Source organism: Paenibacillus favisporus (assembly GCF_040545415.1).
Lineage (GTDB): Bacteria > Bacillota > Bacilli > Paenibacillales > Paenibacillaceae > Paenibacillus_AQ > Paenibacillus_AQ favisporus.
The window spans coordinates 34,497-60,984 of the sequence record NZ_JBEPLV010000001.1 but is presented as its reverse complement, the minus strand read 5'-3'; the positions used below and the strand labels follow the sequence as shown (position 1 = coordinate 60,984).

Annotated in this window: 27 protein-coding genes; all 27 read right to left on the bottom strand. The window is 55.7% G+C overall.

Going from position 1 to position 26,488, the window contains the following annotated elements; translation table 11 throughout:
- Nucleotides 1-84: 84 nt before the first annotated feature.
- The 27 genes from ABID47_RS00340 to dtd all read right to left on the bottom strand — a co-directional run bounded on the left by ABID47_RS00340 (nucleotide 85) and on the right by dtd (nucleotide 26,442).
- Nucleotides 85-648 (bottom strand): GNAT family N-acetyltransferase, encoded by a 564-nt coding sequence (locus tag ABID47_RS00340; RefSeq protein WP_354494438.1) that lies wholly within the window; start codon nucleotides 646-648, stop codon nucleotides 85-87.
- A gap of 140 nt (nucleotides 649-788) precedes the next feature.
- Complete coding sequence (locus ABID47_RS00335) at nucleotides 789-1,112, bottom strand: DUF6092 family protein (protein ID WP_354494436.1); 324 nt, start codon at nucleotides 1,110-1,112, stop codon at nucleotides 789-791.
- On the bottom strand, nucleotides 1,093-1,614 hold the full coding sequence (locus ABID47_RS00330) for a nitroreductase family protein (RefSeq protein WP_354494434.1): 522 nt from the start codon (nucleotides 1,612-1,614) through the stop codon (nucleotides 1,093-1,095). The genes ABID47_RS00335 and ABID47_RS00330 overlap by 20 nt, the downstream gene beginning before the upstream one ends.
- A 19-nt stretch (nucleotides 1,615-1,633) precedes the next feature.
- Nucleotides 1,634-2,494: an NADPH-dependent oxidoreductase gene (locus ABID47_RS00325; RefSeq protein ID WP_354494432.1), complete on the bottom strand. Its 861-nt coding sequence runs from the start codon at nucleotides 2,492-2,494 to the stop codon at nucleotides 1,634-1,636.
- 47 nt (nucleotides 2,495-2,541) lie between these two features.
- Nucleotides 2,542-3,492 carry an aminopeptidase gene (locus tag ABID47_RS00320; protein WP_354494430.1) on the bottom strand — a complete coding sequence of 317 codons (951 nt, stop codon included), beginning with the start codon at nucleotides 3,490-3,492 and terminating at the stop codon, nucleotides 2,542-2,544.
- A 44-nt stretch (nucleotides 3,493-3,536) separates the two neighbouring features.
- Nucleotides 3,537-4,208, bottom strand: coding sequence for an AroM family protein (locus ABID47_RS00315; protein WP_354494428.1), 672 nt, complete (start codon nucleotides 4,206-4,208; stop codon nucleotides 3,537-3,539).
- Nucleotides 4,209-4,371: 163 nt separating this feature from the next.
- Nucleotides 4,372-5,307 carry a DUF1177 domain-containing protein gene (locus tag ABID47_RS00310; protein WP_105444399.1) on the bottom strand — a complete coding sequence of 312 codons (936 nt, stop codon included), beginning with the start codon at nucleotides 5,305-5,307 and terminating at the stop codon, nucleotides 4,372-4,374.
- Nucleotides 5,308-5,378: 71 nt separating this feature from the next.
- On the bottom strand, nucleotides 5,379-6,437 hold the full coding sequence (locus ABID47_RS00305; RefSeq protein WP_354494425.1) for a DUF917 domain-containing protein: 1,059 nt from the start codon (nucleotides 6,435-6,437) through the stop codon (nucleotides 5,379-5,381).
- Nucleotides 6,438-6,449: 12 nt separating this feature from the next.
- The gene (locus tag ABID47_RS00300; protein ID WP_354494423.1) at nucleotides 6,450-8,060 is read right to left on the bottom strand and encodes an OPT/YSL family transporter; all 1,611 of its coding nucleotides are present in this window, start codon (nucleotides 8,058-8,060) and stop codon (nucleotides 6,450-6,452) included.
- Nucleotides 8,061-8,296: 236 nt separating this feature from the next.
- Nucleotides 8,297-8,947 (bottom strand): aspartate/glutamate racemase family protein, encoded by a 651-nt coding sequence (locus ABID47_RS00295; RefSeq protein ID WP_076169626.1) that lies wholly within the window; start codon nucleotides 8,945-8,947, stop codon nucleotides 8,297-8,299.
- A gap of 149 nt (nucleotides 8,948-9,096) precedes the next feature.
- Complete coding sequence (locus ABID47_RS00290) at nucleotides 9,097-10,635, bottom strand: PucR family transcriptional regulator (protein WP_354494421.1); 1,539 nt, start codon at nucleotides 10,633-10,635, stop codon at nucleotides 9,097-9,099.
- Nucleotides 10,636-11,016: 381 nt separating this feature from the next.
- Nucleotides 11,017-11,208: a hypothetical protein gene (locus ABID47_RS00285; RefSeq protein ID WP_152398563.1), complete on the bottom strand. Its 192-nt coding sequence runs from the start codon at nucleotides 11,206-11,208 to the stop codon at nucleotides 11,017-11,019.
- A 49-nt stretch (nucleotides 11,209-11,257) separates the two neighbouring features.
- On the bottom strand, nucleotides 11,258-11,572 hold the full coding sequence (locus tag ABID47_RS00280; RefSeq protein WP_076177008.1) for a CD3324 family protein: 315 nt from the start codon (nucleotides 11,570-11,572) through the stop codon (nucleotides 11,258-11,260).
- Nucleotides 11,573-11,929: 357 nt separating this feature from the next.
- The gene (locus ABID47_RS00275) at nucleotides 11,930-12,523 is read right to left on the bottom strand and encodes a TetR/AcrR family transcriptional regulator (RefSeq protein ID WP_354494418.1); all 594 of its coding nucleotides are present in this window, start codon (nucleotides 12,521-12,523) and stop codon (nucleotides 11,930-11,932) included.
- 35 nt (nucleotides 12,524-12,558) lie between these two features.
- Nucleotides 12,559-13,494, bottom strand: coding sequence for an SDR family oxidoreductase (locus tag ABID47_RS00270; protein ID WP_354494416.1), 936 nt, complete (start codon nucleotides 13,492-13,494; stop codon nucleotides 12,559-12,561).
- Between the two features lie 167 nt (nucleotides 13,495-13,661).
- Entirely contained in the window at nucleotides 13,662-15,827 is a 2,166-nt protein-coding gene (locus tag ABID47_RS00265; protein WP_354494414.1) for a HelD family protein, read from the bottom strand.
- 210 nt (nucleotides 15,828-16,037) lie between these two features.
- Nucleotides 16,038-16,622 (bottom strand): DUF5044 domain-containing protein, encoded by a 585-nt coding sequence (locus ABID47_RS00260; RefSeq protein WP_354494412.1) that lies wholly within the window; start codon nucleotides 16,620-16,622, stop codon nucleotides 16,038-16,040.
- Nucleotides 16,619-17,107, bottom strand: coding sequence for a DUF5643 domain-containing protein (locus ABID47_RS00255; RefSeq protein WP_354494410.1), 489 nt, complete (start codon nucleotides 17,105-17,107; stop codon nucleotides 16,619-16,621). The genes ABID47_RS00260 and ABID47_RS00255 overlap by 4 nt, the downstream gene beginning before the upstream one ends.
- 289 nt (nucleotides 17,108-17,396) lie before the next feature.
- Nucleotides 17,397-18,362, bottom strand: coding sequence for a 3'-5' exoribonuclease YhaM family protein (locus ABID47_RS00250; protein ID WP_076177002.1), 966 nt, complete (start codon nucleotides 18,360-18,362; stop codon nucleotides 17,397-17,399).
- A gap of 144 nt (nucleotides 18,363-18,506) precedes the next feature.
- Nucleotides 18,507-19,802, bottom strand: a complete 1,296-nt coding sequence (locus ABID47_RS00245) for an NCS2 family permease (RefSeq protein ID WP_145142813.1) — start codon at nucleotides 19,800-19,802, stop codon at nucleotides 18,507-18,509.
- A gap of 162 nt (nucleotides 19,803-19,964) precedes the next feature.
- Complete coding sequence (locus ABID47_RS00240; protein WP_116229365.1) at nucleotides 19,965-20,720, bottom strand: tRNA threonylcarbamoyladenosine dehydratase; 756 nt, start codon at nucleotides 20,718-20,720, stop codon at nucleotides 19,965-19,967.
- 23 nt (nucleotides 20,721-20,743) lie between these two features.
- Nucleotides 20,744-22,531, bottom strand: a complete 1,788-nt coding sequence (gene aspS / locus ABID47_RS00235; protein WP_145157724.1) for an aspartate--tRNA ligase — start codon at nucleotides 22,529-22,531, stop codon at nucleotides 20,744-20,746.
- Nucleotides 22,532-22,561: 30 nt separating this feature from the next.
- Nucleotides 22,562-23,827: a histidine--tRNA ligase gene (gene hisS, locus ABID47_RS00230; protein WP_116229363.1), complete on the bottom strand. Its 1,266-nt coding sequence runs from the start codon at nucleotides 23,825-23,827 to the stop codon at nucleotides 22,562-22,564.
- A gap of 610 nt (nucleotides 23,828-24,437) precedes the next feature.
- Entirely contained in the window at nucleotides 24,438-24,896 is a 459-nt protein-coding gene (locus ABID47_RS00225; protein ID WP_354494406.1) for a hypothetical protein, read from the bottom strand.
- Nucleotides 24,897-24,967: 71 nt separating this feature from the next.
- Nucleotides 24,968-25,474: a type 1 glutamine amidotransferase domain-containing protein gene (locus ABID47_RS00220; protein WP_354494404.1), complete on the bottom strand. Its 507-nt coding sequence runs from the start codon at nucleotides 25,472-25,474 to the stop codon at nucleotides 24,968-24,970.
- Nucleotides 25,475-25,763: 289 nt separating this feature from the next.
- Nucleotides 25,764-25,925, bottom strand: a complete 162-nt coding sequence (locus tag ABID47_RS00215; protein ID WP_163879807.1) for a hypothetical protein — start codon at nucleotides 25,923-25,925, stop codon at nucleotides 25,764-25,766.
- 70 nt (nucleotides 25,926-25,995) lie between these two features.
- Nucleotides 25,996-26,442, bottom strand: coding sequence for a D-aminoacyl-tRNA deacylase (gene dtd, locus ABID47_RS00210; protein WP_105441533.1), 447 nt, complete (start codon nucleotides 26,440-26,442; stop codon nucleotides 25,996-25,998).
- Between the last annotated feature and the right edge of the window lie 46 nt (nucleotides 26,443-26,488).

The window sequence follows — 26,488 nt, the reverse complement described above, 5'->3', positions numbered from 1 at the left end:
GCGGACCAAAGCTGTTCTTCTATCATACCATACCCGGCCGGGAGAGTTCATTCCCTTCTGATTCCGGGCGAACAGGAGGTGCGCTCATGACTTGCTCGGACGGCGGTAGGCCTTTTCGTGAAAGCGCAGGATCGACTGAAACAGCTCCTCGCCGCCGTCATGCGATTCGACGGGATGCTCGGGATCGAGGCTGAGGTACATCGCCCGGTACGTTTCAGGCACCCAAATGTACGAATGCACGTACGCCGTCGGCGTAAAACCGGCCTTTTTCCAAAAGGCGATTCTGCCGGCGTTTTCTTCCGACGGATCGGCTTCCGCTTCGATCACGATACCTCTGAAGCCCCTGCCGCCGGCCCATTCACGCAAATCCCGGAGGCAGGCAAGTCCGGCCCCTTGTCCCCTTGAACTTCCCCGTACCGCAATATAATCGATGACCAGCAGGTTTTCCTTGGCATCCGTCCCCGTCAGGGCCATGGCCGCTGCGGTTTGGCCTTCGCTCCAGACGTGCAGTGCACACAGTCCCCTTTCAAACATGCGCATGATGATCGCTTTCGTTTTTCGCCCATGCTCCGGAAAAGCCTCCTCATAAACCGGCTCCGCCTGCTGCCACATCGCTTCGTCCCAATGTTCCGTCACCTGATGCTGCATCGTTCGTTGTTCTCCTTCTTTGTAGAAAATGGATGGTCATGCCTTTATTATAATGGCCCGCATGACGAAAAACACCGCAGAGCCGGCCAGCCGGACTGCGGTGTAATATGAACAACGGCTCTCTTCGTTGCGGCGAGCTGCTAAGCTTCGGGCTTCCCCTCCAGCGTCGCTTGGACCAGCACGGCGATCGCCCGGTCCAAGGCTTTGGCGAAGCCTTCAGGGTCCGTCATCGCCACCGGCCGGGATTCGCGGACAGCTGCCATGGCTTGCTCCACCGTCTCGTCCCGGATCCCGGCGGATTGCAGCAGCTCCAGCCCCTTCTCCAGCGTATCCGCGAGCCGCATCGGCCCGTAGGACTGGGGCTCACGGTAGAGGGCGCGGGCGCTGGTCAGCACATAGGCCGCAAAATCCAGCATTCGCTCCCGCATATCCCCTGCACCCGGGTTAGTTTCCGTAACGTTCAAATGAAATCATCTCCTTCGGCGGCTTGGACATTTTCGGACGTGGCGGCTTGTCGGCGTAGCCGAGGCTGATCAGCAACTCGGGCTTCACTTCCTCCGGCAAACCGGTGATGGCCGCAATGGACGGGGCGTGGAACGACCGAACCGGACAGCTGGACGCGCCGAGCGATTGAGCGGTGAGCATGATCGCGGAAGCGGCGACCCCCAAATTAATGAACCTAAGCGTGTCGGCACTGTCTGCTCCGCCCCGTGCCAGCGCCTCCTGATGGTTGCTGCAGAGAACGACCACCGCTGCCGGCTGCCCCGACAGCCCCTGCGCAAACCGCTTGATATGGCGGATCTGCATTTCGTCCTGAACGATGACAAAATGCGATTCCTGCGCATTGCTTGCCGACGGGCTGTGAAGAATGGCTTCCTCGATCGCCTCCACGATATGCGGCTCAAGCCGCTGGTCGGCAAAAGAACGCGCGCTGCGCCTTGCCTTGATGGTTTCCAGTACATCCATGGTATTAACCCCCTCTCGCCTAACGCAAGGAAAATCCTCTCCGCATCAAAACTTCCCGTAAATTCTCTCTCAAGCTTGACGATGCCGCGATCGTCTCCGGTCGCGTGCAGCGTCTGGCGGTGTGCTCACACCAGCCATAATCCGATCCTTCCTTCTCCGGCTCGCCGGCAATCGAGACCCGGCGGCCGTCATACGAACGGCGTGATATCATTTGCTCATCGTACGCCTTCAGCCCTTCGTTCAATGAAGCGGCCGAATACCGTTCTTCATGAACCGTAACGCTCCGCGGCAGGCGGGGCTTTACCCCTCTGCGCACCCCTTCACGCTCCCGGCCGACCGCCAGACCAACCACGGCAAACATCCCCTCGGGAAGGCCGAGCACAAGCGCCAGCTCCTCCGGATGGTTGCGGACGGACCCGACCGGGACGGCGCCATAACCGAGCGCTTCGGCAGCGACCAGGGCGTTCTGCATCGCCAGCGCGGCATCGACGGAAGACAGCAGGAACATTTCCAGCGTGTCCGCCTTAAAGTCGTAGCCCTGCCGCTGCGTTACATATTTCAGCCGATGGATGTCCGCGCAGAAAACCAGCATCACCGGCGCTTCCTGAATAAATCCCTGGTGGCCCGACAGTGCCGAAATTCGCGATTTCCGGTCCGCGTCCCGGACAACGATGATGCTGTAAGCCTGCAGGTTGGAGGAAGTAGGTGCGCTTCTGGCGGACGTCAGGATCGCTTCAAGCGCGGCCGGCGGCACCTCCTCCGGCATAAAGCCCCGGACGGACTCATGGCTGGTCAGAACCTGGATCGTCCCGTTCAGATGCATTTCGTCCGGCACGCTTCCCTCCAGCTCGAAGCGGTTGCGTATCATGTTCCGTCCCATGTTTCTCCCCCTCAAGCAATAGGCATTCCACTAGAACATCATAGGGTTCAGCCGTTCAATTCCCCATTCTTCATGATTTGACGACCGTCCAGATACACATCCGGCTTGCCGACGACGCAATCGATATGCACGCCTGCGGCGACGACGCCGCCGAACGTGTTGTTGCTGCCAAAGGCCACGTGGATGGTGCCGTACACCTTCTCGTCTTCCAGCACGACGCCGGTGATCCGGGCCTTCTCGTTCGTGCCGATGCCGAACTCGCCAAGCAGACGGCCGTCCCCATCGCCAAGCATCTGCAGCAGCTTCTCTCCCTCCGGTCCGCCTTCGGCCGCGGTCAGGCGTCCCTTTTCCACGGTCAGCACGATCGGGCCCGACAGCTTGCCGATGCCGGCAATGGAGCCGTCAACGACGATTTGACCTTCGGCCGTTCCTTCGACCGGAGCGATATAGGCTTCACCCGAAGGCAGGTTACCGGATTGCCCCGGCTCCAGGTACATGCCCGTGCTGGGCACCCCGTCCCGCCCCTGGATGGTAAACTCCAGCGAACGGCCGTCCTTCTCGATGCGCACCGTTTGGGCGCCTGTCAGCATATCCGTCACTTTCTCGGTCAGCGCTTTGACCTGCGTATAATCGGCGGCAATGGCGCCTTCCAGAAACATGTCCTCGGTGATGCCTGGCATGGTAGCCAGACGCGCTCCGGCAGCAGCCGCCTGCTTGCGGGCCTGTGTATGCGTCAGCGAGTGCTTCGTAATGCAAACCACGACCTGCGCTTTGGCCATTGCGGCCGCAATCGCCTCAGGCGGCTCCTCTCCCGACTTCGCGCGCTCCTTCATGACAGCCAGCATCGACTCGGCTCCGAGGCGCTTTCCGGCTTCATGCAGCGCTTCGGCCAGCTCCTTCCGGCTCTCATCGGTAACGACCAGAAAAGTTTCTCCGGATTTCAAGCCAAGGCAATCGGCCAACGTGTTCATACTGATTTCAACGATCTTTTCATTCATTGTGAAACAGCTTCCTTCCATATAAAAAATAGGGCTCGACCGGCTCAAATCATTTCCGATACGATTTTAGCCATAATAGCATTCGACAGAATGACCGGCAAGCCGGAGGCTTCGGCCACGATACGGCGCGCTTCCTCCGTATATCCCATGCAGTCCAGCAGGATCAGATCCGTCTGGTCCTTCAGCGCGCGTGCGGCCGCTTCGAAATTCCCTTCCTCAACAATGTACGGCGAAGCAACGGCAAACACCGGATGCAGTCCATGAAGCTCAAACTTCGAGTTCATGCTGCCCTTCTGCTCCTCCAGCGGAACGATGACGCCCAATCGTCTTGGGCCGACCATCGCTTTCACCGCCGGGGGAATGATATGATCCGGCTCGATCAAATAGGAAGATTGGGTGGCGAGTCCCGGAAATACGCCTGTGCACAGCAGCAAAATCTGCCGGATGCCCTGCTCTTCCATGGCATAAATTTTCTGCTGAAGGAGCGGCTGCATTTTGCTTCTTCCCATCACGACCGACTGCCCTGTCGTTAACCGCGATGTGAGCGTATGGTCCCCTTCCTCCGGCTTCAGCTTTGCGTCGATTTCTTCCTTGGTCATTCCGTCCAGCACGCCGGCCTGAACGATGTCCACCCGGCTTGGCAAATGCTCCTCCAGAATTGGCGTAACGTCCTTCCGCGGCGCTTGCCCGATCGTAATTACCCCCAGTTTCGTCATACCGCTAATCCTCCTTCACCATGATCGATATCGAATGAAGCTTCCCCATTCCACATTGTTCGTGATCCCCTGGTTACGTAATGATTGAATCGTCCCCAAGCGGGGATCTCCCTGCTGAAAAAGGGAAGACAGCCGTTTGGCCTCTTCCCTCTTCCGTGCTGACTCAGGCATTCCCCGCCGTCTGCAGCACTTTCATCGAACCGTACAGCTTGACGATCCGGTCATATTCATCCGGATTATAAAACGCGCAGGTTCCGTTCGTGACCTCTTTGGCGACTTCCACCGCAAAGCGGACCGCGGCGGCGATGTCGATCTCGTGGCTCGCTCCCGTGCCGCATCCCGGAACGACCGACTGGGCCGTTACGGCTACCCCGACGACCGGTGCCGAGGTGGCCACGGCAGGCTGCAGGATCGAGTTGATGTGATACAAGTCGTTGCCGTAAGGTGTAATATCCTGCATCGTGATCGGGAACGTCACCGGCAGCAGTCCCGTCGTCATTTCCATAATGCGCAGCAGGTCCTCGCTCACCCGCAAAATGTAACCTTCCTTGACGGTCGGCGAAATGGCGAAGCCTTTATGATTGATGACCCGGTTGCCCTTCGTCGTGTCGATCGAGAGGACCGCGTCCATTTCCGGCAGCACCTCGTGGGCGTTCATCGCACCGATATCGACCGGCGAATCCATAAAATCTACCGGCTCATGCGGACGGGTCGGGGCGTCGGGACAAATATGCGTCGTCACGATGACGTCGCCTTTGAGGCGGTCACCCTTGACCTGCATATCCGCGAGCTTAAGCGCTGAAGCGACCGCAGCTACTGCCCCGTCAGCGTCGGAGACGAGCCCGATCCGGCTTGGACGGGCGCCGATGCCGCCAAGGCGTCCAACGATGCCGAGGGTCGGAACGGACCCGCCCTTGGACTTGCCCTCGGTTCCCGGAATGACGATTTTAATAAAATCGGTGCTTCCCTTTTCGCCGGTTACTTTTTGTACGTGGGCGGAAATCTCCGCATAATCGGCGAACAGCGCTTTGACCTTCTCTCCCGTTACATAGCCATCATCCATTGCATCCAGCGAAATCATCGTTTGCTTGAGTGTCATATGACCGATACCTCCATCTTCTGTCTGTTGTGCGGGTGTCTCTCTGTAACTTTCGAACCATCCGTAACGATTTAGAACAAATAATCCAGAACCGGCTTCTTGATAATGTCTTCCACCGGCAGCATCAGCTTCTTGTTGCGCATCGTGGTGCTGAGGAGCAGCTTCTCCTTCGGCACGACGATCACGGCGAGCTGCTGTCCCTTCTCCAGAGCAGCAGTCACGACCGGTCTAGCCGTCTTGGCGTCCAGGGTCATGATCAGGTCCGGGAATGTCGCGAAGCGTTCCCCGTCCTTTTCCAGTGTCATGTATTCATTCCAGAACGTCATTTCGAACCCGTCGATCTGCACGGTCCCGACATCGAATCCGCCGGTCGTCTCGATCTGGAAATCCGTCACTTCTCCAGCCGCCACGATCCGGCCGCCCAGCTTGGCGACGACCGCTTCAATAGCTGCTTCGCCCTTGGCACCGAGCAGCGCCCGGCCGACTTCGATCGCCTGCGAGATGGCTCCCGGAGCGCCGTTTTGCTTCGCATAGGCTGCGGTCACCGGATTTCTCGCCACTGCGACCAGGCCGCCCGCTTCAACCGAGGCCTTGCGGACCATCGACGCCGCTTTGCCGAGGGAGCCGGAGACGCTGAACTCCAGGTAGTTATCACCTTTACCGCCGATGGCCGTTTGGTGGGACACGTAATCTTCCACCTCCGTTAGATTCAGCGCGCCCATCGTGCCTGTCGGATGCGCTCTGCCGTTGCAGGCGAAGTCGACCAGCGGAATACCGGTAATGACTGACTGCAGCCATCCGTTGACCGTTGTGCCGGCCCCGTTCTCGTTGGTGTGAATGGCCGAGATCGGCTTGCCGAGCAAGCCGGCCAGCATGTCCAGCGCTTTGGAGTAGTGAATGGGCTTCAGATACTTATCCTTTGCCCCCGGTGCACCGACCAGCGATACGGTCACGAGCGTGTCGTTATCGGCGAATTCGTCGATGGTGCGCAGCTCCGGCTGCCCCAGCTCGAGCGCGAGCCGGCCGATTTGCAGGCCTTCCTCGATCCAGCCGCCACCGCCGCCGCCCAGGACCGCGCCGCCATAAACGGCGCTCTCCATCATGTTTTCATCCAAAGGTATACGTGCCATTGGTGTATGCACCTACTTTCTGATTTTGAATATCGAGTTAAAGAAGCTGTACAGCGCATCCCCTGCTATAAATCCGGCCGCCAGGATACTCATTGGTGTCTCGGCTTCCTTGCCTTTCACTTTCAGGACGACAATCCGGATCAAGAGACCCGCAAGGACCGCCCAGCAGGCGTTCGGCGTCGCAATGAGGAGGCCTGTCGCGAACATGACGCCGATCTGGCGCTTGGCGCCGCCGATGAGCTGCAGAATGGCGCCCGGAATAGCCCACAGCAGCAGCTTCATCGCCACGTCGCCCGAGGTTCCCGCTTGAATCGTCGATACGTAAACCGTATCGATCGGCGGAACGAGCTTTTGCGAGAAGTACGAGTTATACGTCAGGGCAACAACGATAACGGCTACGCCGAAGGCGATCATGCCTGTCATGTACTGCTGCTTTCTGCCCCGCTTTTCAAATTCGGGGTCCTTCCCGTTGCCACGCAGAATGTAGCCTGTCTTCAGGTCGTATCCCATGTCCGCAAACGCCGGGCCCGTAGCGGCACTGAATCCGGCCAAAAGGGCCAGCGCCACCGGCGGGAAGCCGATCAGCATGCCGAACAAAAGCGTAATGAACGCGACGGCAAAGGCAGGGAACCAGCCGGAATGCATGGCCGCGATGCCGACGATAATTTCGTGCACAAACGCGGCAAAGGCCGCAAAGAACAGGAAGCCGATCAGCATGCCGAGGGACATCTTCGTCATCAGGCCGCCGATGATGGCGATAATAAGTGCGATGATGAGGTAAGCCACAAAGCCCAGTCCCAGGGAGCGTCTCGCTTCACCCTCCGTACGGGTATACTTCGAATCATCAGCTTCCCGTTCCGATTTTTTCGGCCGCTTGAAAATCAGAATCGCGGCTTGAACGAGAGCGACGATCCCTGCGCCGATCATGACGCCATGGGCGATATAGAGAGCCTCCACGTTAATGTTGAACCACGGAATGGAATACTGCCGGATCAGAAGGCCGATGCCGAACATGCTGAGCGCCCAGATGTTGCCGATAAAGGCGACGCCGAAGGCCGACATCGAAATGTGGAAATAAGAACCGATGAGCCCGAGTACCGTACCGACGCCGAGCAGTCCGGCGCGCTTGCCGCCCTTATCGCCGGCTATGATCGATTCGGCTGTCGCTACGCCCGGAGCCCATGTCCCTGACGCGGGGAACAGCTTCGAATCGAACAGCTTGTACAGCAGCGCCGCATCCACGAACATGGCCATCGCTGCGCCGATCAGCATCGGTACGATCAGCTTCGTCTCCCCCATCACGAACGGAATGCCGATCGGAATAAACAAACTGTTGGCCGCTCCGAACGTGGCCGAGGATATCGAAGTCTGCACCATATTTTGCCGGTGTACCGACTTGTATTTTTTAAAGACCGCAATCGGAATCCTCGCGATCAGCATCGCCACGAGCGCTCCGATAATAGCCGTATTCGGCGTAACACCAAGCGTGGTAACGATTTGTATCCCGACGATGGCACCCAGGATGGCGGTAACGATGTTGAGTATCAAGCCAAAGGGCTCAAATATGCTGGGGTGCTTCTCTTTGCCGCCTGCTTGTTCTGCTTCGTGTTTTACTTCGCTCATGATAACGCCTCCAATATATATGAATTTCACTTGGCACTTTAACTCTCATTTCTTTAGTTCAATTTATATTGCAGGCCGCATTTGAAGGATATGTTTTATGCCACGCCACAAGCGGTGTTGCTGGGCCCGGATGCCCACACAGAGGTTAAGGAAAAGTATCTGCTACCCACTCCTTGTGAGAAGAGAGATTCCACCGCCTCGCATCAGGGTAATACAGTACTGGCAAATTCGAGCGATCAGGAAGCGGAAATAATCTGCTTATAATAGTTGGCGGCCATCAGGCCTTCCGCTTCGACGATATCAACGACGGGAACCTGCAGCTCTTTCCGGATCACATCGGCAAAATGAATAGTAGAGAAACCAGTGCAAGCGAATACAATCGCTTTTGCGCCTTTCTCCACCAGGGACCGTGCTCCTTCCAGCGCTTTCTGCCGTCCCGCTTCCGTCATCAGATCCGTCGTATTGGTCACGCCTTCAGGCCGGGAGTATCCTACGATCAGCTCATCCAGCAGTACTTTCATGACCGGTGGAATCCCTTCGGTGATCCCCATTAATCCGACGGGCTCACCGAGCGAGAGAGCGACCAGAGCAGCCGAGCTTCCGGCCCCGATGACGGGGATCGACACGCGGCTGCGCAATTCCCGGACGCCCGGATCGGCGGCGCAGCTGACAATCAGCAGGCGGCAGCCTTCCTGCTCCATCTGGATGCCCAGCTCCACGATTTTCGGAAGGGCTGCTTCCTCCGACGCATCATCGTAAATGCCCAGCGGTTGATCAGGTATGCTTCTGCTCATGACAGGGACTTCAAATTGCTCTTGAATCATGTTTCCATGCGCTTGCAGCACTTCATTATCTTTCGCCGTAAATACACGAATTAATCCTATCAAGTCGATCACCCCTTCATTCCTTTAAACTATTGATGTTAAATTATATTACATTAGATTTTATGCCTTTCACCCCGATGGAACAATGTACTCATCCACCAAAACTGAAAGCGCCCCTTTGTGCTCATGGCACAAAGGGGCGCTTTGATCCGCTAATGATTTAATAAATAAAATGTCGTACATAAGTACAATTCGAAACGGCACCTTGGATTGTTCAAATCCAGGCCGAGAATCGATTTAATCCGGTCCATCCGGTAATTTACCGAATTGCGGTGAATAAACATCCGCAACGACGTTTCGTTCAGGCTGCCGCCTGTCGCCATATAATGATAGAGCGTCCTGACGTAATTTGTGCCGTGGGTCCTGTCATGTTCAGCGAGCACGCCTACCTTTTCCTCAACGAACCGGTTCAGGCGGGCAGGGTCGGTCGATTCCTGCAGCAGGTGGATCATCTCCACTTCCGTGTAGGTGAACATCCGGCGCTCCTGGTTCAGCCGGTATCCGATCGACACCGCCGTTCGGGCTTCGCCATAGCTTCGGTGCGCCTCGACCAGGGAGCCCGGACGGCCGATGCCCATCCGCACTCCTTCCCAAGCGCCCAGCTGCCCGGAAAGGGCATCGCACCATAGAAGCGGCACATCCTTGTCCACGATCCGGCGGTCCTGTCCCGCAGGCTTGGCGGAGGGCAGAAACAACACGATCCTTCCCCCATGGATTTGGAGCTGGGACCGGACTTTCCGCGCGGCGGACTCCTTGCGAATGAACGCCTGAATATTGGTGACGACAGAGCTGTCCTCATTGTAAAAGGGCTCATCTGCCTCTACGACAGCCACTTCCCACAGCCATTCGGGAGAAAGACCGAGCTGCCGCCCCCTGGAGGCCGTCACCCGTTCATCGGACACCGTGTTCAAAATCAGCTCCTCGAAAAACGTGCCCCGCAGCCGGTTTTCCGTGTCCTTGGCGATTTTGTTCCTCATCAGCTCAAGTGAGAAAACGAGCCTTGCCTGCTCAATCAGCATGAGATCCAGCTCATTCAGCTCCCGCTTCTCCACCACAAATTTACCCAGCATTTTGTTGTCGACGCTAACCTCCCACTGGTGATGCTTCCCCGAAGACCGGTAAGGGTACCCTTCCGGCGAAGACGCCAGCACCTCTCCGGCCTTACCGATGATCCATATCGGCGAATCAATCAACTCCGAGACGTTGTCAGCGACGACCTGAATGCCTTTATTGTTCAATACCAGCCGGGTCAGCGCCTTATTGACCTCTTCGGCCCGCCTCAGCAGCACGGCCTGCCGGTTTAAAATTTGATCCATAACATGATACGTTATGTCAATGTAAGCCATCCCGATAGGAAGCTGAATGATCGGAATATCGTAATGGTTGCTTTTATCGATCATTTCCTGCGGGATATGGGGAATAAAGCGTTCCGGCTTAATGGCCACCCCCGCCCCGTTCACTTTGGCGAGCTGTTCGATCATTTCGACCAGCAGCGAAGGGTCGTTCCGGGTCGAATAGCCTGTCGTCAGCACCATCTCGCCTTCCCGCAGCCAATTTCCGATATCGGGAACCTCCCAAATATCTATATACTGTACGATACGGTCAAGGCCGCGTTCCCCGCTGATCAGCTGCGCATGCTCCATCACCGGCAGCTTCAGCATCTCCCTGACCGTCAAACCTTTCGGACTCATTGCAATCACCTCGCGGTTCACGGATATCTGGGTGCAGCATGTCATCATGTTTTTTGTAACCGCTTGAATACGCCCCTTTTTATTGTACCTTACCAATAAGCCTGGATGCCATTGCTTTGTAGCCGCAACCAAAAGAAGGAAAGAGCCAGACTCCCGGGCATAAGAAAAACGTCTATCGACGTACTTCCAAAGAAGACAGACCGCGTTTAGCTGAAGTTTTTCTTGCGATTATAGAATGGTTCAGCTTCGCTGAAATTTATAAATTCTATAATCTTAAACAGCAAAAAACCGTTCAGCATCCGAACGGTTTCTTTAGAAACGGCCCGCCTGCTGAGCCATTTCGAGCATATGAAAAAGAGGATTTAACGCTGCGCGCACTCTTTACTGCTGCCGCATTTTGGAGCGGAACAAACGCGAGAGCATACCTGGCCATGGATTGTTCCATCCGCCGTGCAGCTGTACCGTGCTTTCCACAGGTTTTTCCGTTGCACGCAGCAACCGGCTCCTTCGTCTGTGCAGATCCGCGTATTTGTATTCCATCAATTTCTCTTGTACATAGTGGTGTTCCATCATATATTTCTCCTCCAATCTATATTACGCATAGATGGGGAGGTGTTATAGCCTACTGGCGTGCCGACACTTTTTGTTTCGAGGCATCCGCGGCATGTTCCGACCGTTTCTTAAAAATCACCTTACGGATGCTCTCCTGAGACAGGTGGAAAGCCTGTTTCAAGTATTCGATTGAATGACCTTGGCAATGAAGAGCAAAGATCTCCTCGTTTCTGCGTTCGATCATTTGCCGTGTCCCGCTGTTTACACCCCATCCGACGCGTTCGTTGCTTCTCTTCGGGATGTAAATCAGCTCGCCCTCAATATGTTTCTGAAGTTCCTTCAGCAAACTAGGGGGAAGCACATCCCTCCCGTTTTTGTAATTCACGATAAACGTCCTCCTTAAACTTCAACAGATGTCCAGTTCCGACGGTTGTTTCAAACCCGCTAAATGCTTGGATCATGCTGTTTTCGCCTCCTTTCGAATTATGTACCCATATATTTTAATAAAACGGTATAAGGGGAGCCGATCGGCCCCCCGATACTGCGGGGCTTCGCTTACGCGAAGACCACCTCGTATTGTGTGATCAAATTGCATCAGCCTCCTTTCATACAGAATCGTCGGCCGTCCGACACCTTTATTAACTCATATTTTGGGAATTCCAGCAAGTGAAAGAACGGATATAAATATTCTTTACCTCTTCAATGAGGATAGGATGTTCCCCATCACCGCTTCTGCACCGGGCTACCGGAGAAGAATTCCCATCAGAAGGCCGCTCTCCTGCCGCCAATAATCCGGTTGTCCCGGTACCTCCTGCAGCATTAAGCCCGTCAGCGCAGACAGGTAGAGAAACAGCAGTCGGCGGGGGTCTCCTTCGCGAAATTCGCCTGCTTCCTGGCCTTTGACCAGAATCGGGACCAGCTGCTCGATCGTATCCTCAGGCGAATACCGCCCGATCATTTCCTTCGCCCGCTCCGGAACATCGCTGGAGGTTTGGGCCTGGTGGATCAGCAGAAAGGCATCCTTATTATCGCCCTCCAGCATAGCTTCCGTCAGGACGCGGATTTGCTCGGCAGGGCTTCCCGGCATACGCCCCAGCTCCTTCATCGAGTGCTGCGCCTCCTCCATCGCCTCCTGCACGAGTTCGGTAAACAGCTCTTCTTTGGAGCTGAAGTAGCGGTAAGACAGCCCTTGGCTGATTCCCGCTTCGGCGGCAATCATACTCATTTTCGTTCCGTTGATTCCGTGCCGGGCGAACACCTTGAGCGCCGCCTTCTTGATCTGTTCCCTGCGTTCATCATGAATTTGTTCCAATTGCTGCTCGTTCAGCGGTGCCACGTTGGCGCCCTCCTTTTTGTCAATCATACCTGCTTTTATTGTATCCTCCGTAAGCCCGGTCCGGCAAGGAGTCCGGTCTGCTCTTCACTCACCTGCCAAAGACGGCTGGCGCCGGCTTCATCCCGCGCAGCATCAGAAGGGGTCTGCAGCTTCATGTCCGCGTAATAACCGCCGCTCTTCAGCAGAAGCTCCGATGATTCCGCGAGCCATACGAGCGTCTGCGCCCCTTGTTCAGGCGTTCGGGAAAAAGGCTTCATACAGGCCATCGTCAGTCGGGCCAGCCCTCCGTTATCCTGGTTGAAGTTGGTCGCCACCAGACCGGGATCAAAACAGTGGGCCGTAACTCCCGTACCTTTGAGCCGTCTGGCCAGCTCGGCGGTGAACAAAATGTTCGCCAGCTTGCTCTGCCCATAGCGGAGGTTCGCACCTCCCAGAAGCGCCTTTGATCCGCTGTACAGGCGGTCACCGTTCAAATCGTTGAAGTCAATGCCCCTTCTCGCCATTTTATGACCATGAGAGGAAGTCGTAATAATCCGGGCATCGCCGCTCGCTATCAGCCGATCCAGCAGCAGGCTGGTCAGGAGAAACGGGCCCAGATGGTTCACCGCCCAGGTCATTTCCAGGCCGTCCTCGGACAGCTTCTTCTTGACAAACATCGTTCCCGCGTTGTTGATTAGGCGGTCGATCCGTGGAACGCGGTTCAATATTTCGGCCGCTGCACGGCGGATATCCTGCTGGGATGACATATCCGCAATGAAGCAGTCTACCTGGGCTTCCCCGTTTGTCAACTTACCCAGCTCTGCCGACAATTCAGCAGCTTTACTGCGGCTGCGGGCCACGATGCCCAGCTTCGCCCCTTTCAGTACCAATGCCTTTGCCGCCGCGTAACCAATGCCGCTGGTGGCTCCTGTGATCACGATATATTTGCCTTCTAGCGTCCGGTTACTGCTCAACCCTACCGTATGATTCATATTCGATCGACCGCCTTTACTCACGATTTATGAATGAATCATTCATTCATTTGTCTTCAGTATATCTTCCCTCCCAGGTACTGTCAATCGTATTTTGAAAATTGGGCTGCAAACCGGCATCAAAAAAAGAAGACCGTCCCTTGAGAAAGGAACGGTCTCGTTCGATGCTATTTCCACCCGCTTGTGACGATATCCTCCTGCGGGTTGTTCAAATATTGCGGCACCGCATCCTCATGCATAATCCACAGCTCGTGCAGCGCGCGCGTACAGCCGACGTACATCAGCTTGGCATCCCAGGCCTGATCGCCGTAATGGGCAAGATCCGCATCGGCCACAATGACCGCGTCGAATTCCAGACCTTTGGACAAATACACGGGTAGAACCGATAAACCGCCTTCGTACGCCTTTTTGCCGCCATCAATCAAATGCAGGTCGGGTATTCCAGGGGCCAGCTGCTCATGCAGCCAGGCGGCGTCGGCCAGCGTCCGCGTGAGAATGGCTACCGTCCGGTAATCGCCGCCGGCCAGCTGCTGCAGCCCTTCCTGAAGGGAGCGGACCCTCCCCGCTTCTCCCGTTTGATACGGAAGAATGCGCACCGGATTGCCGCTGCGGAAAACAGGCACGGCGAGCAGATCGCTCTTCACACCATTTTCCAGGATGCCGTTGGCGAATTCGATAATTTCCATCGTCGAGCGGTAGCTTCGGGTCAGGGCAAAGTAGGCGGTGCTTTCCGGAGCAAACAGCGAGCTCATCTCCTCCCAGCTGTGGACGCCGCGGTAGGCATGGATCCCTTGCGATAAGTCGCCCAGGATCGTAAAGGAGTGTCCCCGCACGAACAAGTCCAGCACCGCCACCTGAAACGGGGAGAAATCCTGCGCTTCATCGATGACGATATGGTCAAAGCGCTGCCCCCCCGTAATGTCGTTCAGCAGGTAGTGCATATAAAGGAGAGCCGGAAGATCCTCTTCCCGAATGATGTCCTTTTTCAAGTCGGACTGGGTAGACTTCAGCACCGCGGCAGGGATGCCGCTCAGCGCTTCCTCGGGCCAGCCGCCGGCGGTTTTGACGGCTTTGAACATCTGCTTGTACAGCAGCAGCGGCTCGTATTTCGGCCATTTGTTCGCATACGACTTTTCACGCTGCGCCGCCTTCTTCTTCCGGTCCTTGAGCGCTGCCGCCGAAGGCGACTTTTTCAGCTCCATTTCGATCCAGCGGTGGATTCTGGCCATGACCCTTTCTTTTCGCTTCGCCAGCGGGTACGGCTTATATTCCTCATTGAACCAATGCAGAATTGTCTCTCTAGCCAAGGTTGCCCCTTCCCACGGCATAAAATCGCCGGGAGGCACTGAACTCGATTCCATGGATGACAAGCAGTCACGGATCATCTGCATGAACACAATCGACCCCTTGAACCGTCCCGGCACGTTATCGGTGATTTCCGGCATGCCCCCCGGCGTCTCGAACCAATACCGTAGCGTTTCTTCGTTATCGGCCAGTGGAAGGTCAAGCCCCAGCAGCTGGAGTGCCCAGTCCGCAAACGTGCTCTGCTGGATATCCCCGACCCCGAGCTCAGGCAGCACGTCGGAGATGTAATCCAGGAACATGTGGTTCGGGGCAAAAATGATCATTTTGTCCGCCGACACCTGGTCCTTGTACTGGTACAACAGAAAAGCCAGGCGGTGCAGCGCCACGGTTGTTTTACCGCTTCCCGCCACCCCCTGGATGATGAGCGCCGTGTTCCGCGCGGCCCGGATGATCCGGTCCTGCTCCGCCTGGATCGTCGACACGATGTCCCGCAGGCGGTTGTCCTTGTTCTCGCCCAGCCGGTAAACGAGAAACTCGTCGGATACGGCGGGCTGGTCGCTCTCGCTGTTGTATGTATCGGCCACCCTCTCCAAAATCTGCTTGCGGATCACTACGTTCCGCTTCAAATACACCAGCCCTTCGATGATACCCTCAGGCGCTTCGTACGAAGCCGTTTCTTCCCCGCCCGTAAACGAATAGAACAGGCTGGCCACCGGCGCCCGCCAGTCAATGACCATCGGCTGGTCGCCGACCTCCGCTTGGTCCACGCCGATTTTTCCGATGTAGAGCGGCTTGCGCTCCCCGCTTCCTTCCTGGAAGTCCAGTCTGCCGAAATAAGGCTCCTGCAGGCTTTTGGCCAGGGCCTGGCGCTTCTCTTCCCGGCCCGCTTCCAGCACCTGTTCCGTAAAATCATGCCCGGTGTATACCGGAATGCCGCGCAGCCTCTCTAGCTGGCGGTCGATCTCGGCGATCGTCGCATTCAGCCTACTCTCTTCCTCTTGATAGGCACTTTGAAAATCGGTCTCCAATTTCAGTTACCTCCTAAAAGTATTAAGGAGCGGGTTAACCGCTCCTGCTCTTGTAAGCCAATGCTTAAGGTTTATCCATAAGCCGCGCTTAAAAAGGATATTCAGTATATCATAACCCGGACGCATTTTACCATAGGGATTTCAGATTCCCGGGGACCGGGGAAAGGAATAAAGACGGACTATGTTCCCCGTGCTGCGACTTTTGCGGCGTTACTGCAGCTTATGCTCGTACCTGACCTTTCCCTCCCGGTCCAGTCCTTTGATGGATTGCCATGAGAAATCCCGTCCCTCCGTTTTCCACACAAACAGGAACATGCGGTCATCCGATATGCGCTGCCGCTCCGATCCGTACGTCGCTGTATTGCTGCCGCGGTCCTCCATCACCACACCCAGTTCCACGGTAACGATGTCGGGATCGTTGACATAACCGTAAAATTTGGCCATCCCGCCATCCGACCCGGTGCTCTTAACATCCCAGCTGTAGGCCAGCGGTTTTTCCGAGTTTTTGGGCACACCGGCAACACCTCCGCTGGGGTGCCATTTAAAATGGCTCCAGGTGACCGTATCGGCAGAAAACCACTGCTTGTAGGTGCCCAGGAACACCACCGTATTCTGATCCACCTGAACCTTCCTCACGACCTTGGACGGCCCGTAATGATAGCTTCGCTCGGAAAGCTCATGGGCGCCCTGCGCCGTAAAGCTACCACGATCCAGTCCGGATACCCACAGCAGGATGATGAACAAAATCAGGACCGCACACCACTCCAGCACTCCGCACAGCCTGCTGATCTTCATTTGGTGCTCTCCTCCTTCTCCAGGAGAATCGGCAGCTCACTCTGCCGGTCATACCAATCATAGCGGAGGGTCAGCTTCTTCGTCCCCGCAGGCAGCGGGTCAAAATAGATCCATCCGTTCTCTCCCCATGGCACTCCGGTGCTGCTCGCCCCATGCTGGATCAGTTCGTTTCCTGACGCGTCCATCAGCTTCACGGAAGCCGTCGGGAAGGACCACCCGTCCCTCACCTTTTTGCGGAAGGCGTAGTGGATCGCGGTTCGCTTGGAGGTGATGTACAGTTCCTTTAATGTAAATGTATCGTCATCCATGTTCAGTTTCCGGTTCACCGGATACGCCGTAACCCGGCCGTCGTTTTTCAAGCCCGCGATCAAAAACCGGTTGCCGTCTCTCCATGGGAGCCAGTCAACCAGCTGGAACAGCAGCAGCGCGGCAAAAGCAAAAATTAGCAGCCTTCGTATAATCATTCCCACCGTTACATTTCGCAAGGGCATGCTCCTTTATTTCATCATGGATCTCAATAGCCATTTGTATTGGTGAAGATTTTACCATAAACCGGAAAAATCGCAATCTGATTCCTGCAAGCAATCGCCCTCCGCTCAGCCGCTTCTCACGCGATGTAAGATCCGGCTGCCCAATGCGTTATTTGCCGTTAAAGATCAAAAAACAGCCAGGGCGGGTCAACGCACACTGACTGTTTTAACATTCCCCATTATTGATGAATTCAGAATCGTATATCGTATAAAGTCCGGAAATCAGACGAAAATGCTCACAACATTAAGCCTTGCCGTATTTCGAACGGTAGAACGCCTTGTTCTCCAGCGCCCGTACCGGCGTGGTCCATTCATCCGTCATGGACATCGTATCGATGGCGTCCTCGGCGGCTTGCAGCTTGGCATCCATCTGGTCGATGAGATGCAGGGCAAGCGCCTCCGGTATTTGCGGCTGCACCGGACTGCCCCACTCGGCTAAGTTGTGATGGGCCAGAATAACGTGCTGCAGCAGCACGATTTTCTCCGCGTTCAGGTCCATGCCGTGAAGCACCGCCGCCTCCGTGATCCAGCTGACCGCAAGCGGAATGTGGCCGATCAGCTTACCGGTGAAGCTGTACTCGCTGACGATGCCCAGCTCCGCCGTCAGTTCTTCCGTCTTGGCAATATCGTGCAAAATAATGCCCGCCACGAGCAGATCCCGATTCAAAAACGGCCGCTGCATGCACACGAACTCGGCCAGCTCCAGCATCCGCACGACATGGTAGGCCAGGCCGGCGTAAAAAGCATGGTGCATGCCTTTGGCAGCCGGATAATGCATGAGCTTATCCCCAACCTTGCCGTAGCAGTGCTCGATAATTTTGCGGAGCTCCGGATCCTGGACGCTTGCCGCCGCCGCCTTGATCGTATAGACCAAGTCCGCCGGCTGAACGGGAGCCGACCGTACGAAATCAGTAATGCTGTACCCGTCCTCATCCTTGGCCGGCCGAATCTGCGTTACTTTAAATTGCAGCCGCTCCCGGTACAGCTGGACGATGCCGCGCACTTTAACGAGCATAGGTGCAAAGAACGTCTCCTTGTCCGTCGAGGAGGTGTCCCACAGTTTCGCCGGGATTTCCCCGCTCGTATCCGATAAGATCATATCCAAATAATCCTTGGGCGGCGTGGCGTTCGTCTGTTTGACCTGCAGCGATTTCAGCAGATAGAAGCCCGTAATTTCCTGCCCTTCGGTAAACGATTGAATAAGTGTCATCTCTTGAAATCCTCCTAAATAATTCACTGAAAAAACGGTTCAGGACAGCTGCTAACTGTCCTTATCCATTACCCCAAACCGGAAAGATCCACCCGCCCTTAAACGGGTCCCCTTTCACGCGCCTCCACTTCCGCGATTTACGCCTTAGAGGAATGCATGCAGCACGAAGTTCGCCACAAACAGCGCGGCAATGCCGTACAGCACAGGCGAAACCTCCCGGCCTCTGCCCTGGGCCAGCTTTACCACCGGGTAAGCGATAAAGCCGAAAGCCATGCCGTCCACAATGCTGTACGTAAAAGGGATCATGACCATAATGAGAAACGCTGGAAACGCTTCGGTCAAATCCGTAAACTCCATCTCTTTGACGTTCTGGACCATCAGCCCGCCGATCACGATCAGTACGGGCGCGATAGCACTGTCCGGTATGTAGCTCAGAAGCGGGATGAAGAAAAAGGTCGCTCCGAACAGCAGGCCGGATACGAGCGCCGACAGCCCGGTTCTCCCCCCGGCGGCAATCCCGGCTGAGGTTTCCGCAGCCGCCACCACGGGACTGCTCCCGAATATTCCGGCGAAGATGTTCGATATCGACAGCGCTCGGAGGCTGCCTTTAAAATGTTCCGGCCGGCCGATCATCTGGGTTTGCGCCGCGATGAGGCCGATATTTTCAAAGACGACGATCAGAAGCAGCAGAAAGACGGCGATCCAGAACACCAGGCTGCCGATCCCTGCCGCTGACAGATGGCCGAACAGCTCCCCGTACTGGCGGAAGGTATGTCCGGATTCGAGCTGTACCGGCTTGACGGCACCGAGCAAATAAGCCAGTCCCGTTCCCAGCAGAATGCTGATGAGAAGCCCTCCCTGCACGCCACGGATAAACAAAATCAGGGCAAGCAGCAGCGTAAAGCAGGACACGATGACGGCCGGGTCGCTGAAATGTCCGATGGTGACAAAAGTCGTCTGGTGGGCGATCACGATTTGGCTTTTCTGCAGCCCGATAAACGTCAGAAACAGCCCGATCCCTACCGTGATGCCGTGCTTCAGGTTGTGCGGGATGGCCTCGCTCACGATCCGGTACAAGGACGTAAAGGAAACGATCGAAAATAATACGCCCGTGACCGCGACGACCATCAGCGCTTCCTGCCAGGACAGCTTCATGGAATGCACCAGGGTGTACGTGAAGAAGGCGTTGATGCCCATGCCCGGTACGACCACAATCGGCGACTTGCCGCCAAAGGCCATCAGGAGGCAGCCCACAACCGACGTCAGCAGCGTTCCCACCATGGCGGCCTTCAGCGGCATCCCCGCGTCGTGCAAAATATTCGCATTAACCATCACAATATATACGACGGAAAAATACGAAACAGCACCCGCAATCCATTCTTTCTTCCAGCTGTCTCCCGGCAGCAGCCCCAGGCTGCGGTGCCAAAAACTAGATTTCAACAATAGTCCTCCTGTTCGACAAACGGTGTCCAACCTATTTTATTTATACCATATTTGTAAAATAAAAGGCGCGAGCGCCGTTATACGGCCTCGCGCGCCATCACTTGCTTCAGTTATGCCCGTTATTTCGCGAGCGTCTGCCCGGTCGGCTCCGGGATTTCGTTATACCTGAATTTCTGCTTTGGCCAGCAGGTCCTTCACGGCAACGCTCACCATGATGAGGCCGACGACAGGAGGTACGTAGGCGTTGCTGGCCGGCGGCTGCTTTGCCTTACGGATCTCCGGTGCGTTCTCCGGAACGATTTTTTCCGTCACGTCTACGCGCGGCTTGATCGGCTCTTCGGTCGAGAACACGACCTTGACGCCTTTTTTGATGCCGTCTTTGCGCAGTTTTGTCCGGATGACCCGGGCGATCGGATCCATCGTCGTCTTGGAAATATCCGCAACCTGGAATTTGGTCGGGTCCATTTTATTGGCCGCGCCCATGCTGGAAATGATCGGGATTTTGCGGTTCAGGCACTCTTTGATGAGATGGATTTTGTAGGATACGGTATCCGATGCGTCCAGCACGTAATCCAGCTCATACTTAAACAGCTCCTGATAGGTTTCTTCGGTATAAAACATGTTCAATGCGATCGCATCGATGTCCGGATTGATTAATTTGACTCGTTCTACCATCAGATCTGCCTTCTTCTGGCCGATGGTCGTCGTCAATGCATGGATCTGGCGGTTGATATTGGTAATGTCAACCACGTCTTTATCGATCAAAATAATGCGGCCGACCCCGGTGCGGGCCAGGGCTTCCACCGCAATGGACCCCACCCCGCCGATGCCGAGGACCGCCACCGTGCTATTTTTCATGACTTCCAGGCCTTCCGGCCCGATGGCCAGCTCCGTACGTGAAAATTGATTAAGCATATCGTCAGGTGGCCTCCCTTAACTTAAGAATGAACTTTCTTTTCTTCTCCCGGCTTTTTCACGAGCTTGATGTGAAGCTGTTCAAGCTGCCCTTGGTCGACCGGCGACGGTGCATCCATGAGCAGATCGGTCGCACTGGCCGTTTTCGGGAAGGCGATCGTTTCGCGCAGGTTGCTGCGTCCGGAGAGCAGCATCACAAGCCGGTCCAGGCCAAATGCGATGCCGCCGTGAGGTGGCGTGCCGTATTCAAAGGCATCCAGCAGGTGGCCGAATTTGTCTTTGGCATCCTCAGGCGACAAGCCGAGGGCCGCGAACATTTTCTCCTGCATGTCGCGCTTGTAGATCCGCATGGAACCGCCGCCGACTTCGTAACCGTTCAGCACGATGTCGTAAGCTTGGGCCAGAATGCTGCCCGGATCGGTTTCAAACAGATGCTGGTCTTCGTCGCGCGGACGGGTGAACGGATGGTGCAGAGCAACGTAACGTTTCTCTTCCTCATCCCACTCGAGCAGCGGGAAGTCAACCACCCAGGCAAATTTGAACTCATTTTCGTTGATCAGGCCGAGCTGTTTGCCGATTTTCAGGCGAAGCGCGCCAAGCACGTCAGCTACGACTTTTTTATTGTCAGCGGAGAAGAGCAGCAGGTCGCCTTCTTCGGCTCCGGTGCGCTCTCTCAGCGCTTCGATCTCTTCAGGTGTAAAGAACTTCACGATCGGCCCTTTGAACTCGCCTTCCTTGACTTGAATCCAGGCCAAGCCTTTGGCGCCGTAACGGGCCGCGAACGGACCCAGATCGTCGATTTCTTTACGGCTCCACGTGCCGCAGCCTTTGGCATTCAGCACTTTGACTTCTCCGCCTTTTTCGACGACGGAAGCAAACACCTTGACGCCGCTGGAAGCTACCAGGTCGCTGACTTGGATCAATTCCAGCCCAAACCGGAGATCCGGTTTGTCAGAGCCGTATTTATCCATCGCTTCGGCATAAGTCAGGCGCTGGAAAGGCAAAGGAATGTCTACGTTAACCGTTTCTTTGAACAGGCGGGCCATCAGCTGCTCCATCATGCCCAGAAGCTCGTCCTGGTTCATAAAGGACGTTTCGATGTCCACCTGCGTGAACTCCGGCTGCCGGTCGGCGCGCAGGTCTTCGTCCCGGAAGCAGCGGGCGATTTGGAAATAACGCTCGATGCCGCCTACCATCAGAAGCTGCTTATACTGCTGAGGGGACTGCGGCAAAGCGAAGAACTCGCCTTCATGCACCCGGCTCGGTACGAGATAGTCGCGTGCGCCTTCCGGAGAGCTTTTTGTCAAGATCGGCGTTTCGACTTCAATGAAGCCTTCTCCGTCCAGGAAGTCACGGAAGATCTTCGATGCTTTGGAGCGGAGCAGCAGCGTTTTTTGCATTTCCGGACGGCGAAGGTCCAGGTAACGGTATTTGAGGCGAAGCGACTCATCAACTTCCACACCGTCTTCGATGAAGAACGGAGGCGTTTTGGCGCCGTTCAGCACTTCGATCTCGGTAATCTGCACTTCAATTTGACCGGTCGGCAGGTTCGGGTTGACCGTTTCTGCGTCGCGCTGCACAACTTTACCTGTGACGGACAGCACGTATTCGCTGCGCACTCGGTCGGCGATGGCCAGGGCCTCGCCGGAGTATGCCGGATTGAATACGATCTGCACGATGCCGCTGCGGTCGCGCAGGTCGATAAACAAGACGCCCCCGAGGTCACGGCGGGTTTGCACCCAGCCGTTTAATGTTACCGTTTCTCCAATGTTCGCGGTGGTCAGGCTACCGCATTGATGGGTCCTATGCATGTTTTGTCATTCCCCTTTTAATTGGTATATTTATTCAGCCTTATCGGCGGATTTACGTAATGCCAAATGCAGTTCGCTGAGCTTCACCGTCTGCTGCTCGCCGGTTTCCATCGACTTCAGGGCGATTTCCCCGCGCGAGAGCTCGTCGTCCCCGAGAATCGCGGTATAACGCGCCTTCAGGCGGTCAGCGGACTTCATCTGTGCTTTCATTTTGCGGCCCAGGTAGTCACGCTCTGCGGCAAAGCCTTCCTTGCGCAGCAGGTACAGCTGCTTGGTGATTTCGCGGTCGGCCGCTTCGCCGAGCGCCACCAGGTAGACGTCCAGCGGCTTCACCGCTTGAAGGTCGATCTCCTGCTTGTCGAGGATCAGCAGGATCCGCTCCAGGCCGATGCCGAAGCCGATGCCCGGCTGGTCCGGACCGCCGATTTCGCCGACGAGGCCGTTATAGCGCCCGCCGCCGCCGATCGTATCGATCGCGCCGATACCCTGCGCCTTGTATTCGAAAGCGGTGTGGGTGTAATAGTCAAGGCCGCGCACCAGCCGGTGGTTGACCTTGAAGTCGACCTCCATCGCGGTGAGGTATGCCTTCACCTGCTCGAAGTGCGTGGTGCACTCCTCGTCCAGGCTGTCCAGAATCGATGGCGCATCGATGAATTTGTCCTGGTCGATCTTGCAGTCCAGCACCCGCATCGGGTTGCGCTCCATCCGCGACTGGCAGTCCTTGCACAGCGTGTCTTTCATCGGCGTCAGAAACGCGAGCAGCTTCTCGCGGTACGCCGCCCGGCTGGCGGGATTGCCCACGGAGTTGATCTCCACGGTCACGCCCTGCAGGCCGAGGTCTTTGCAGAACTGGTATCCGAGCGAGACGACTTCCGCATCGATAGCCGGATCCAATGCACCGAACGCCTCGATCCCAAACTGATGGAACTGGCGGTAACGTCCCGCCTGAGGACGCTCGTAGCGGAACATCGGGCCGATGTAGTAAAGCTTGGTGACATCGGGTTCACCGTACAGCTTGTTTTCGACGTAGGAGCGGACCACGCCGGCAGTGCCTTCCGGGCGCAGCGTCATGCTGCGGTCGCCCTTGTCCTTGAACGTGTACATCTCTTTTTCGACGATATCCGTCGTTTCGCCAACGCCGCGCTCAAACAGTTCGGTCTGCTCGAACATCGGCGTGCGGATTTCGCGGTAATTGAACCGCCGGCACAAATCTCTGGCTTTTTCTTCGACAAACTGCCATTTCTCCACCGTGCCCGGCAGCAAATCCTGCGTGCCCGTCGGTTTTTGGTAAGCCATAGCAACCCCTCTTTTCATAGATCATTTGTAGCTAACAAAAAAATCCCTCACCCCTGCGCTTGAACAAGCCAACAGGGACGAGAGATCGTTATTCATTGATTCCCGTGGTACCACCCACATTCCGGATACTTCTTATGTATCCGCTCCAAACGATTAACGCCCGTTCAGCGCAGCACGTCTACTCATGATCTGGAACAGCGCACATCCTGCGCCGCAAGCCACTTTCGCCGCCTGTTCTCGGGGAAGTCATTCATCCGGTCATCCATAGAATCCTCTCAGCCTAAGGGATTCCTCTCTGCATGGTGGGGCACGGACTACTTGGTCCCGTCATCAAATCGATTTTAGATTATTTTTAGATTGTAATGAACCGCTGCACTAAAGTCAAGAGCCTCTGTCACAAAATGGATGCAGCTGTCAATTTACATACATTTCTGCAAAGAAAAAACCTACAATCATATTGTAGGTTCAATAAGGTAATATATTAAAAAAGGGGGTCATGCTGTTATTATAGACAGCCAATATTAAGGAAATATGAATCTAATATTACAGTTATATTACATAAAAGAAAGCGCTTTACTAAGCGCTTTCTTTGCATCGACTTCTGAGGAAATCAGTCGAAAATTTCCACATAACCGCCGCTTGCCCGCAGTTTATTGACAACGTCCTGATAAGTATCGTCAGGCACTTTGGCAGCAAGGACGTACTCCAGGTCCCGGTAGTCCTCATCGTTCAGGGACACGTCCACCGCTCCCGAGAGCAGGTCGCCTCCCTCGTCCGCACGGCGTTCGCGGTCCTCCTCGGACAGCTCGTCCGGATCTCGGTCGTCCACCACGGGGATGCCTGCAGCCGGGTAAGCGGTAGGCACGCCTACCGCACCTGACGTTCCTGCAGCATTGGAGCTGCCGCTAAAATTGACGGGGGCGATTGGTAGCAGGATGCGGCGGTCACTGCCGATGCCCTCTCCAAGCCGGCTTACCTCAAGGTGCTCCGTTTGGAAGCCAATCAGCTTCGTTTTTGCGCTTTCCGCGTCATCCTCGGTTTTGAAGTACGCTTGAATTTGCTTCGTCATGATACATTACCTCCATCTCTATTTAAAATCATGAATCACAAAACGAAAGCTTCCAAGGCACTCCCGGAGCCTTACAGCACGTTCAGCAGTTCCCGGACAAAGGCCGGTTCGTCTTTGGGAGTCCGTGAAGTGATGAAGTTGCCGTCCAGAACGACCTCCTCATGCTTGAATTCCGCGCCGGCGTTCACCATGTCATCCTGCAGCGGCGGGTACGAGGTGATCGTTCTGCCTTTCAGCAGACCGGCACTGATTAAAATTTGCGGGCCGTGGCAAATCGCGGCGATCGGCTTGCCGGCGCTGTTGATCTCCTTCACGAAGTTCAGCACATCCTTGTTCAGCCGCAGGTTCTCCGGAGAAGAGCCTCCGGGAATAACGACGGCGTCGTAATCGGCCGCCTTCGCGTCCGCGATAGCTTTGTCCGCCGTATACGAGGCTTCGCCGTTTTTACCGGTCAGCTTCTCACCCTGCTGGAGGCCGATAATATCCGTGTCATGGCCCGCTTTGTTGACTTCATCATATGGGACTTTCATTTCCGAATCTTCAAATGCGTTCGCTAGCAAAAATGCAACCTTGCTCATGGAATATCGTTCTCCTTTCATGGATAAGTGGTCCACGCCTTGTTATTACCCGAAACGCGCACGTTTATAACATGCTCGCGGATCCATTCGCAAGGAAAGAAAGGAGAAGAGGCGGAATTTTCGGATTGCGAGCCAGGCAAGTCAAAATGGGGGGTGGATATTCGTAATAAACTTGGAGCGGATCACCTCAAATAACAGCAAAAGGGCTCTTTTCTATAGAAAAGAACCCTCTTTCGCAACAAAAGAGGGTTCTGCTCGGTTCTATTTACTTGAAACAATCATGGGCCGACTACCGGATGGTCTGCTGCCGGCCGATTCCCTTCGTGTACAAGGTCCATAAGGGAAAAGGGATTTCCCGTACGGCCTGCATCGTCTTGGCGGCCTCATGCAGCGAGGCGACCGGCGCAAGCGGCAGCGACTGCAGCGTTTGGGTCTGAACGGATTGGCGCATATTGGATGAACTCCTTATGTGTATATAAATGGCGGATGCTCATCCCTATTTTGCCCGATATTTACCGTTTCTATGCCCCTTTGCTGTCGATAATCAGCGTGACCGGCCCCCAGTTGGTAAAGGTGACGTCCATCATCGCCCCGAACCGGCCGGTGGCGACCTCAAGCCCTTTGTCTCTGAGCTCGCGGTTGAATTGTTCGTACAAACCTTCCGCGATATCCGGCTTGGCCGCGGCCATGAAGTTCGGGCGTTTGCCTTTGCGGCAGTCGCCGTACAGGGTGAACTGCGACACGGACAGTATGCCCCCGCCAACTTCCATGACGCTGTAGTTCATTTTCCCCTCATCATCTTCAAAAATGCGCAGTCCGGCAACCTTATCAGCCAAATATTTCGCGTCTTTGTCCGTGTCCTCATGGGTCACGCCGACGAGCACCATCAGCCCCTGGCCGATCGCCCCCGTGACCTCCCCATCTACCGTAACCTGCGCTTCCTTACAGCGCTGTACAACCACTTTCATGCTGTCTCTCTACGCTCCTTCGCTTGTTCCGCTCCCCCGGGCACCT

Coding starts and splice junctions, on each gene's coding strand:
- ABID47_RS00340 (WP_354494438.1), bottom strand. CDS start 648: ATGCAGCATCAGGTGACGGAACATTGGGACGAAGCGATGTGGCAGCAG.
- ABID47_RS00330 (WP_354494434.1), bottom strand. CDS start 1,614: ATGGATGTACTGGAAACCATCAAGGCAAGGCGCAGCGCGCGTTCTTTT.
- ABID47_RS00325 (WP_354494432.1), bottom strand. CDS start 2,494: ATGGGACGGAACATGATACGCAACCGCTTCGAGCTGGAGGGAAGCGTG.
- ABID47_RS00320 (WP_354494430.1), bottom strand. CDS start 3,492: ATGAATGAAAAGATCGTTGAAATCAGTATGAACACGTTGGCCGATTGC.
- ABID47_RS00315 (WP_354494428.1), bottom strand. CDS start 4,208: ATGACGAAACTGGGGGTAATTACGATCGGGCAAGCGCCGCGGAAGGAC.
- ABID47_RS00310 (WP_105444399.1), bottom strand. CDS start 5,307: ATGACACTCAAGCAAACGATGATTTCGCTGGATGCAATGGATGATGGC.
- ABID47_RS00305 (WP_354494425.1), bottom strand. CDS start 6,437: ATGGCACGTATACCTTTGGATGAAAACATGATGGAGAGCGCCGTTTAT.
- ABID47_RS00300 (WP_354494423.1), bottom strand. CDS start 8,060: ATGAGCGAAGTAAAACACGAAGCAGAACAAGCAGGCGGCAAAGAGAAG.
- ABID47_RS00290 (WP_354494421.1), bottom strand. CDS start 10,635: ATGAGTCCGAAAGGTTTGACGGTCAGGGAGATGCTGAAGCTGCCGGTG.
- ABID47_RS00285 (WP_152398563.1), bottom strand. CDS start 11,208: ATGATGGAACACCACTATGTACAAGAGAAATTGATGGAATACAAATAC.
- ABID47_RS00270 (WP_354494416.1), bottom strand. CDS start 13,494: ATGAATCATACGGTAGGGTTGAGCAGTAACCGGACGCTAGAAGGCAAA.
- ABID47_RS00260 (WP_354494412.1), bottom strand. CDS start 16,622: ATGAAGATCAGCAGGCTGTGCGGAGTGCTGGAGTGGTGTGCGGTCCTG.
- ABID47_RS00250 (WP_076177002.1), bottom strand. CDS start 18,362: ATGACACTTATTCAATCGTTTACCGAAGGGCAGGAAATTACGGGCTTC.
- ABID47_RS00240 (WP_116229365.1), bottom strand. CDS start 20,720: ATGCTTAATCAATTTTCACGTACGGAGCTGGCCATCGGGCCGGAAGGC.
- aspS (WP_145157724.1), bottom strand. CDS start 22,531: ATGCATAGGACCCATCAATGCGGTAGCCTGACCACCGCGAACATTGGA.
- hisS (WP_116229363.1), bottom strand. CDS start 23,827: ATGGCTTACCAAAAACCGACGGGCACGCAGGATTTGCTGCCGGGCACG.
- ABID47_RS00225 (WP_354494406.1), bottom strand. CDS start 24,896: ATGACGAAGCAAATTCAAGCGTACTTCAAAACCGAGGATGACGCGGAA.
- ABID47_RS00220 (WP_354494404.1), bottom strand. CDS start 25,474: ATGAGCAAGGTTGCATTTTTGCTAGCGAACGCATTTGAAGATTCGGAA.
- ABID47_RS00215 (WP_163879807.1), bottom strand. CDS start 25,925: ATGCGCCAATCCGTTCAGACCCAAACGCTGCAGTCGCTGCCGCTTGCG.
- dtd (WP_105441533.1), bottom strand. CDS start 26,442: ATGAAAGTGGTTGTACAGCGCTGTAAGGAAGCGCAGGTTACGGTAGAT.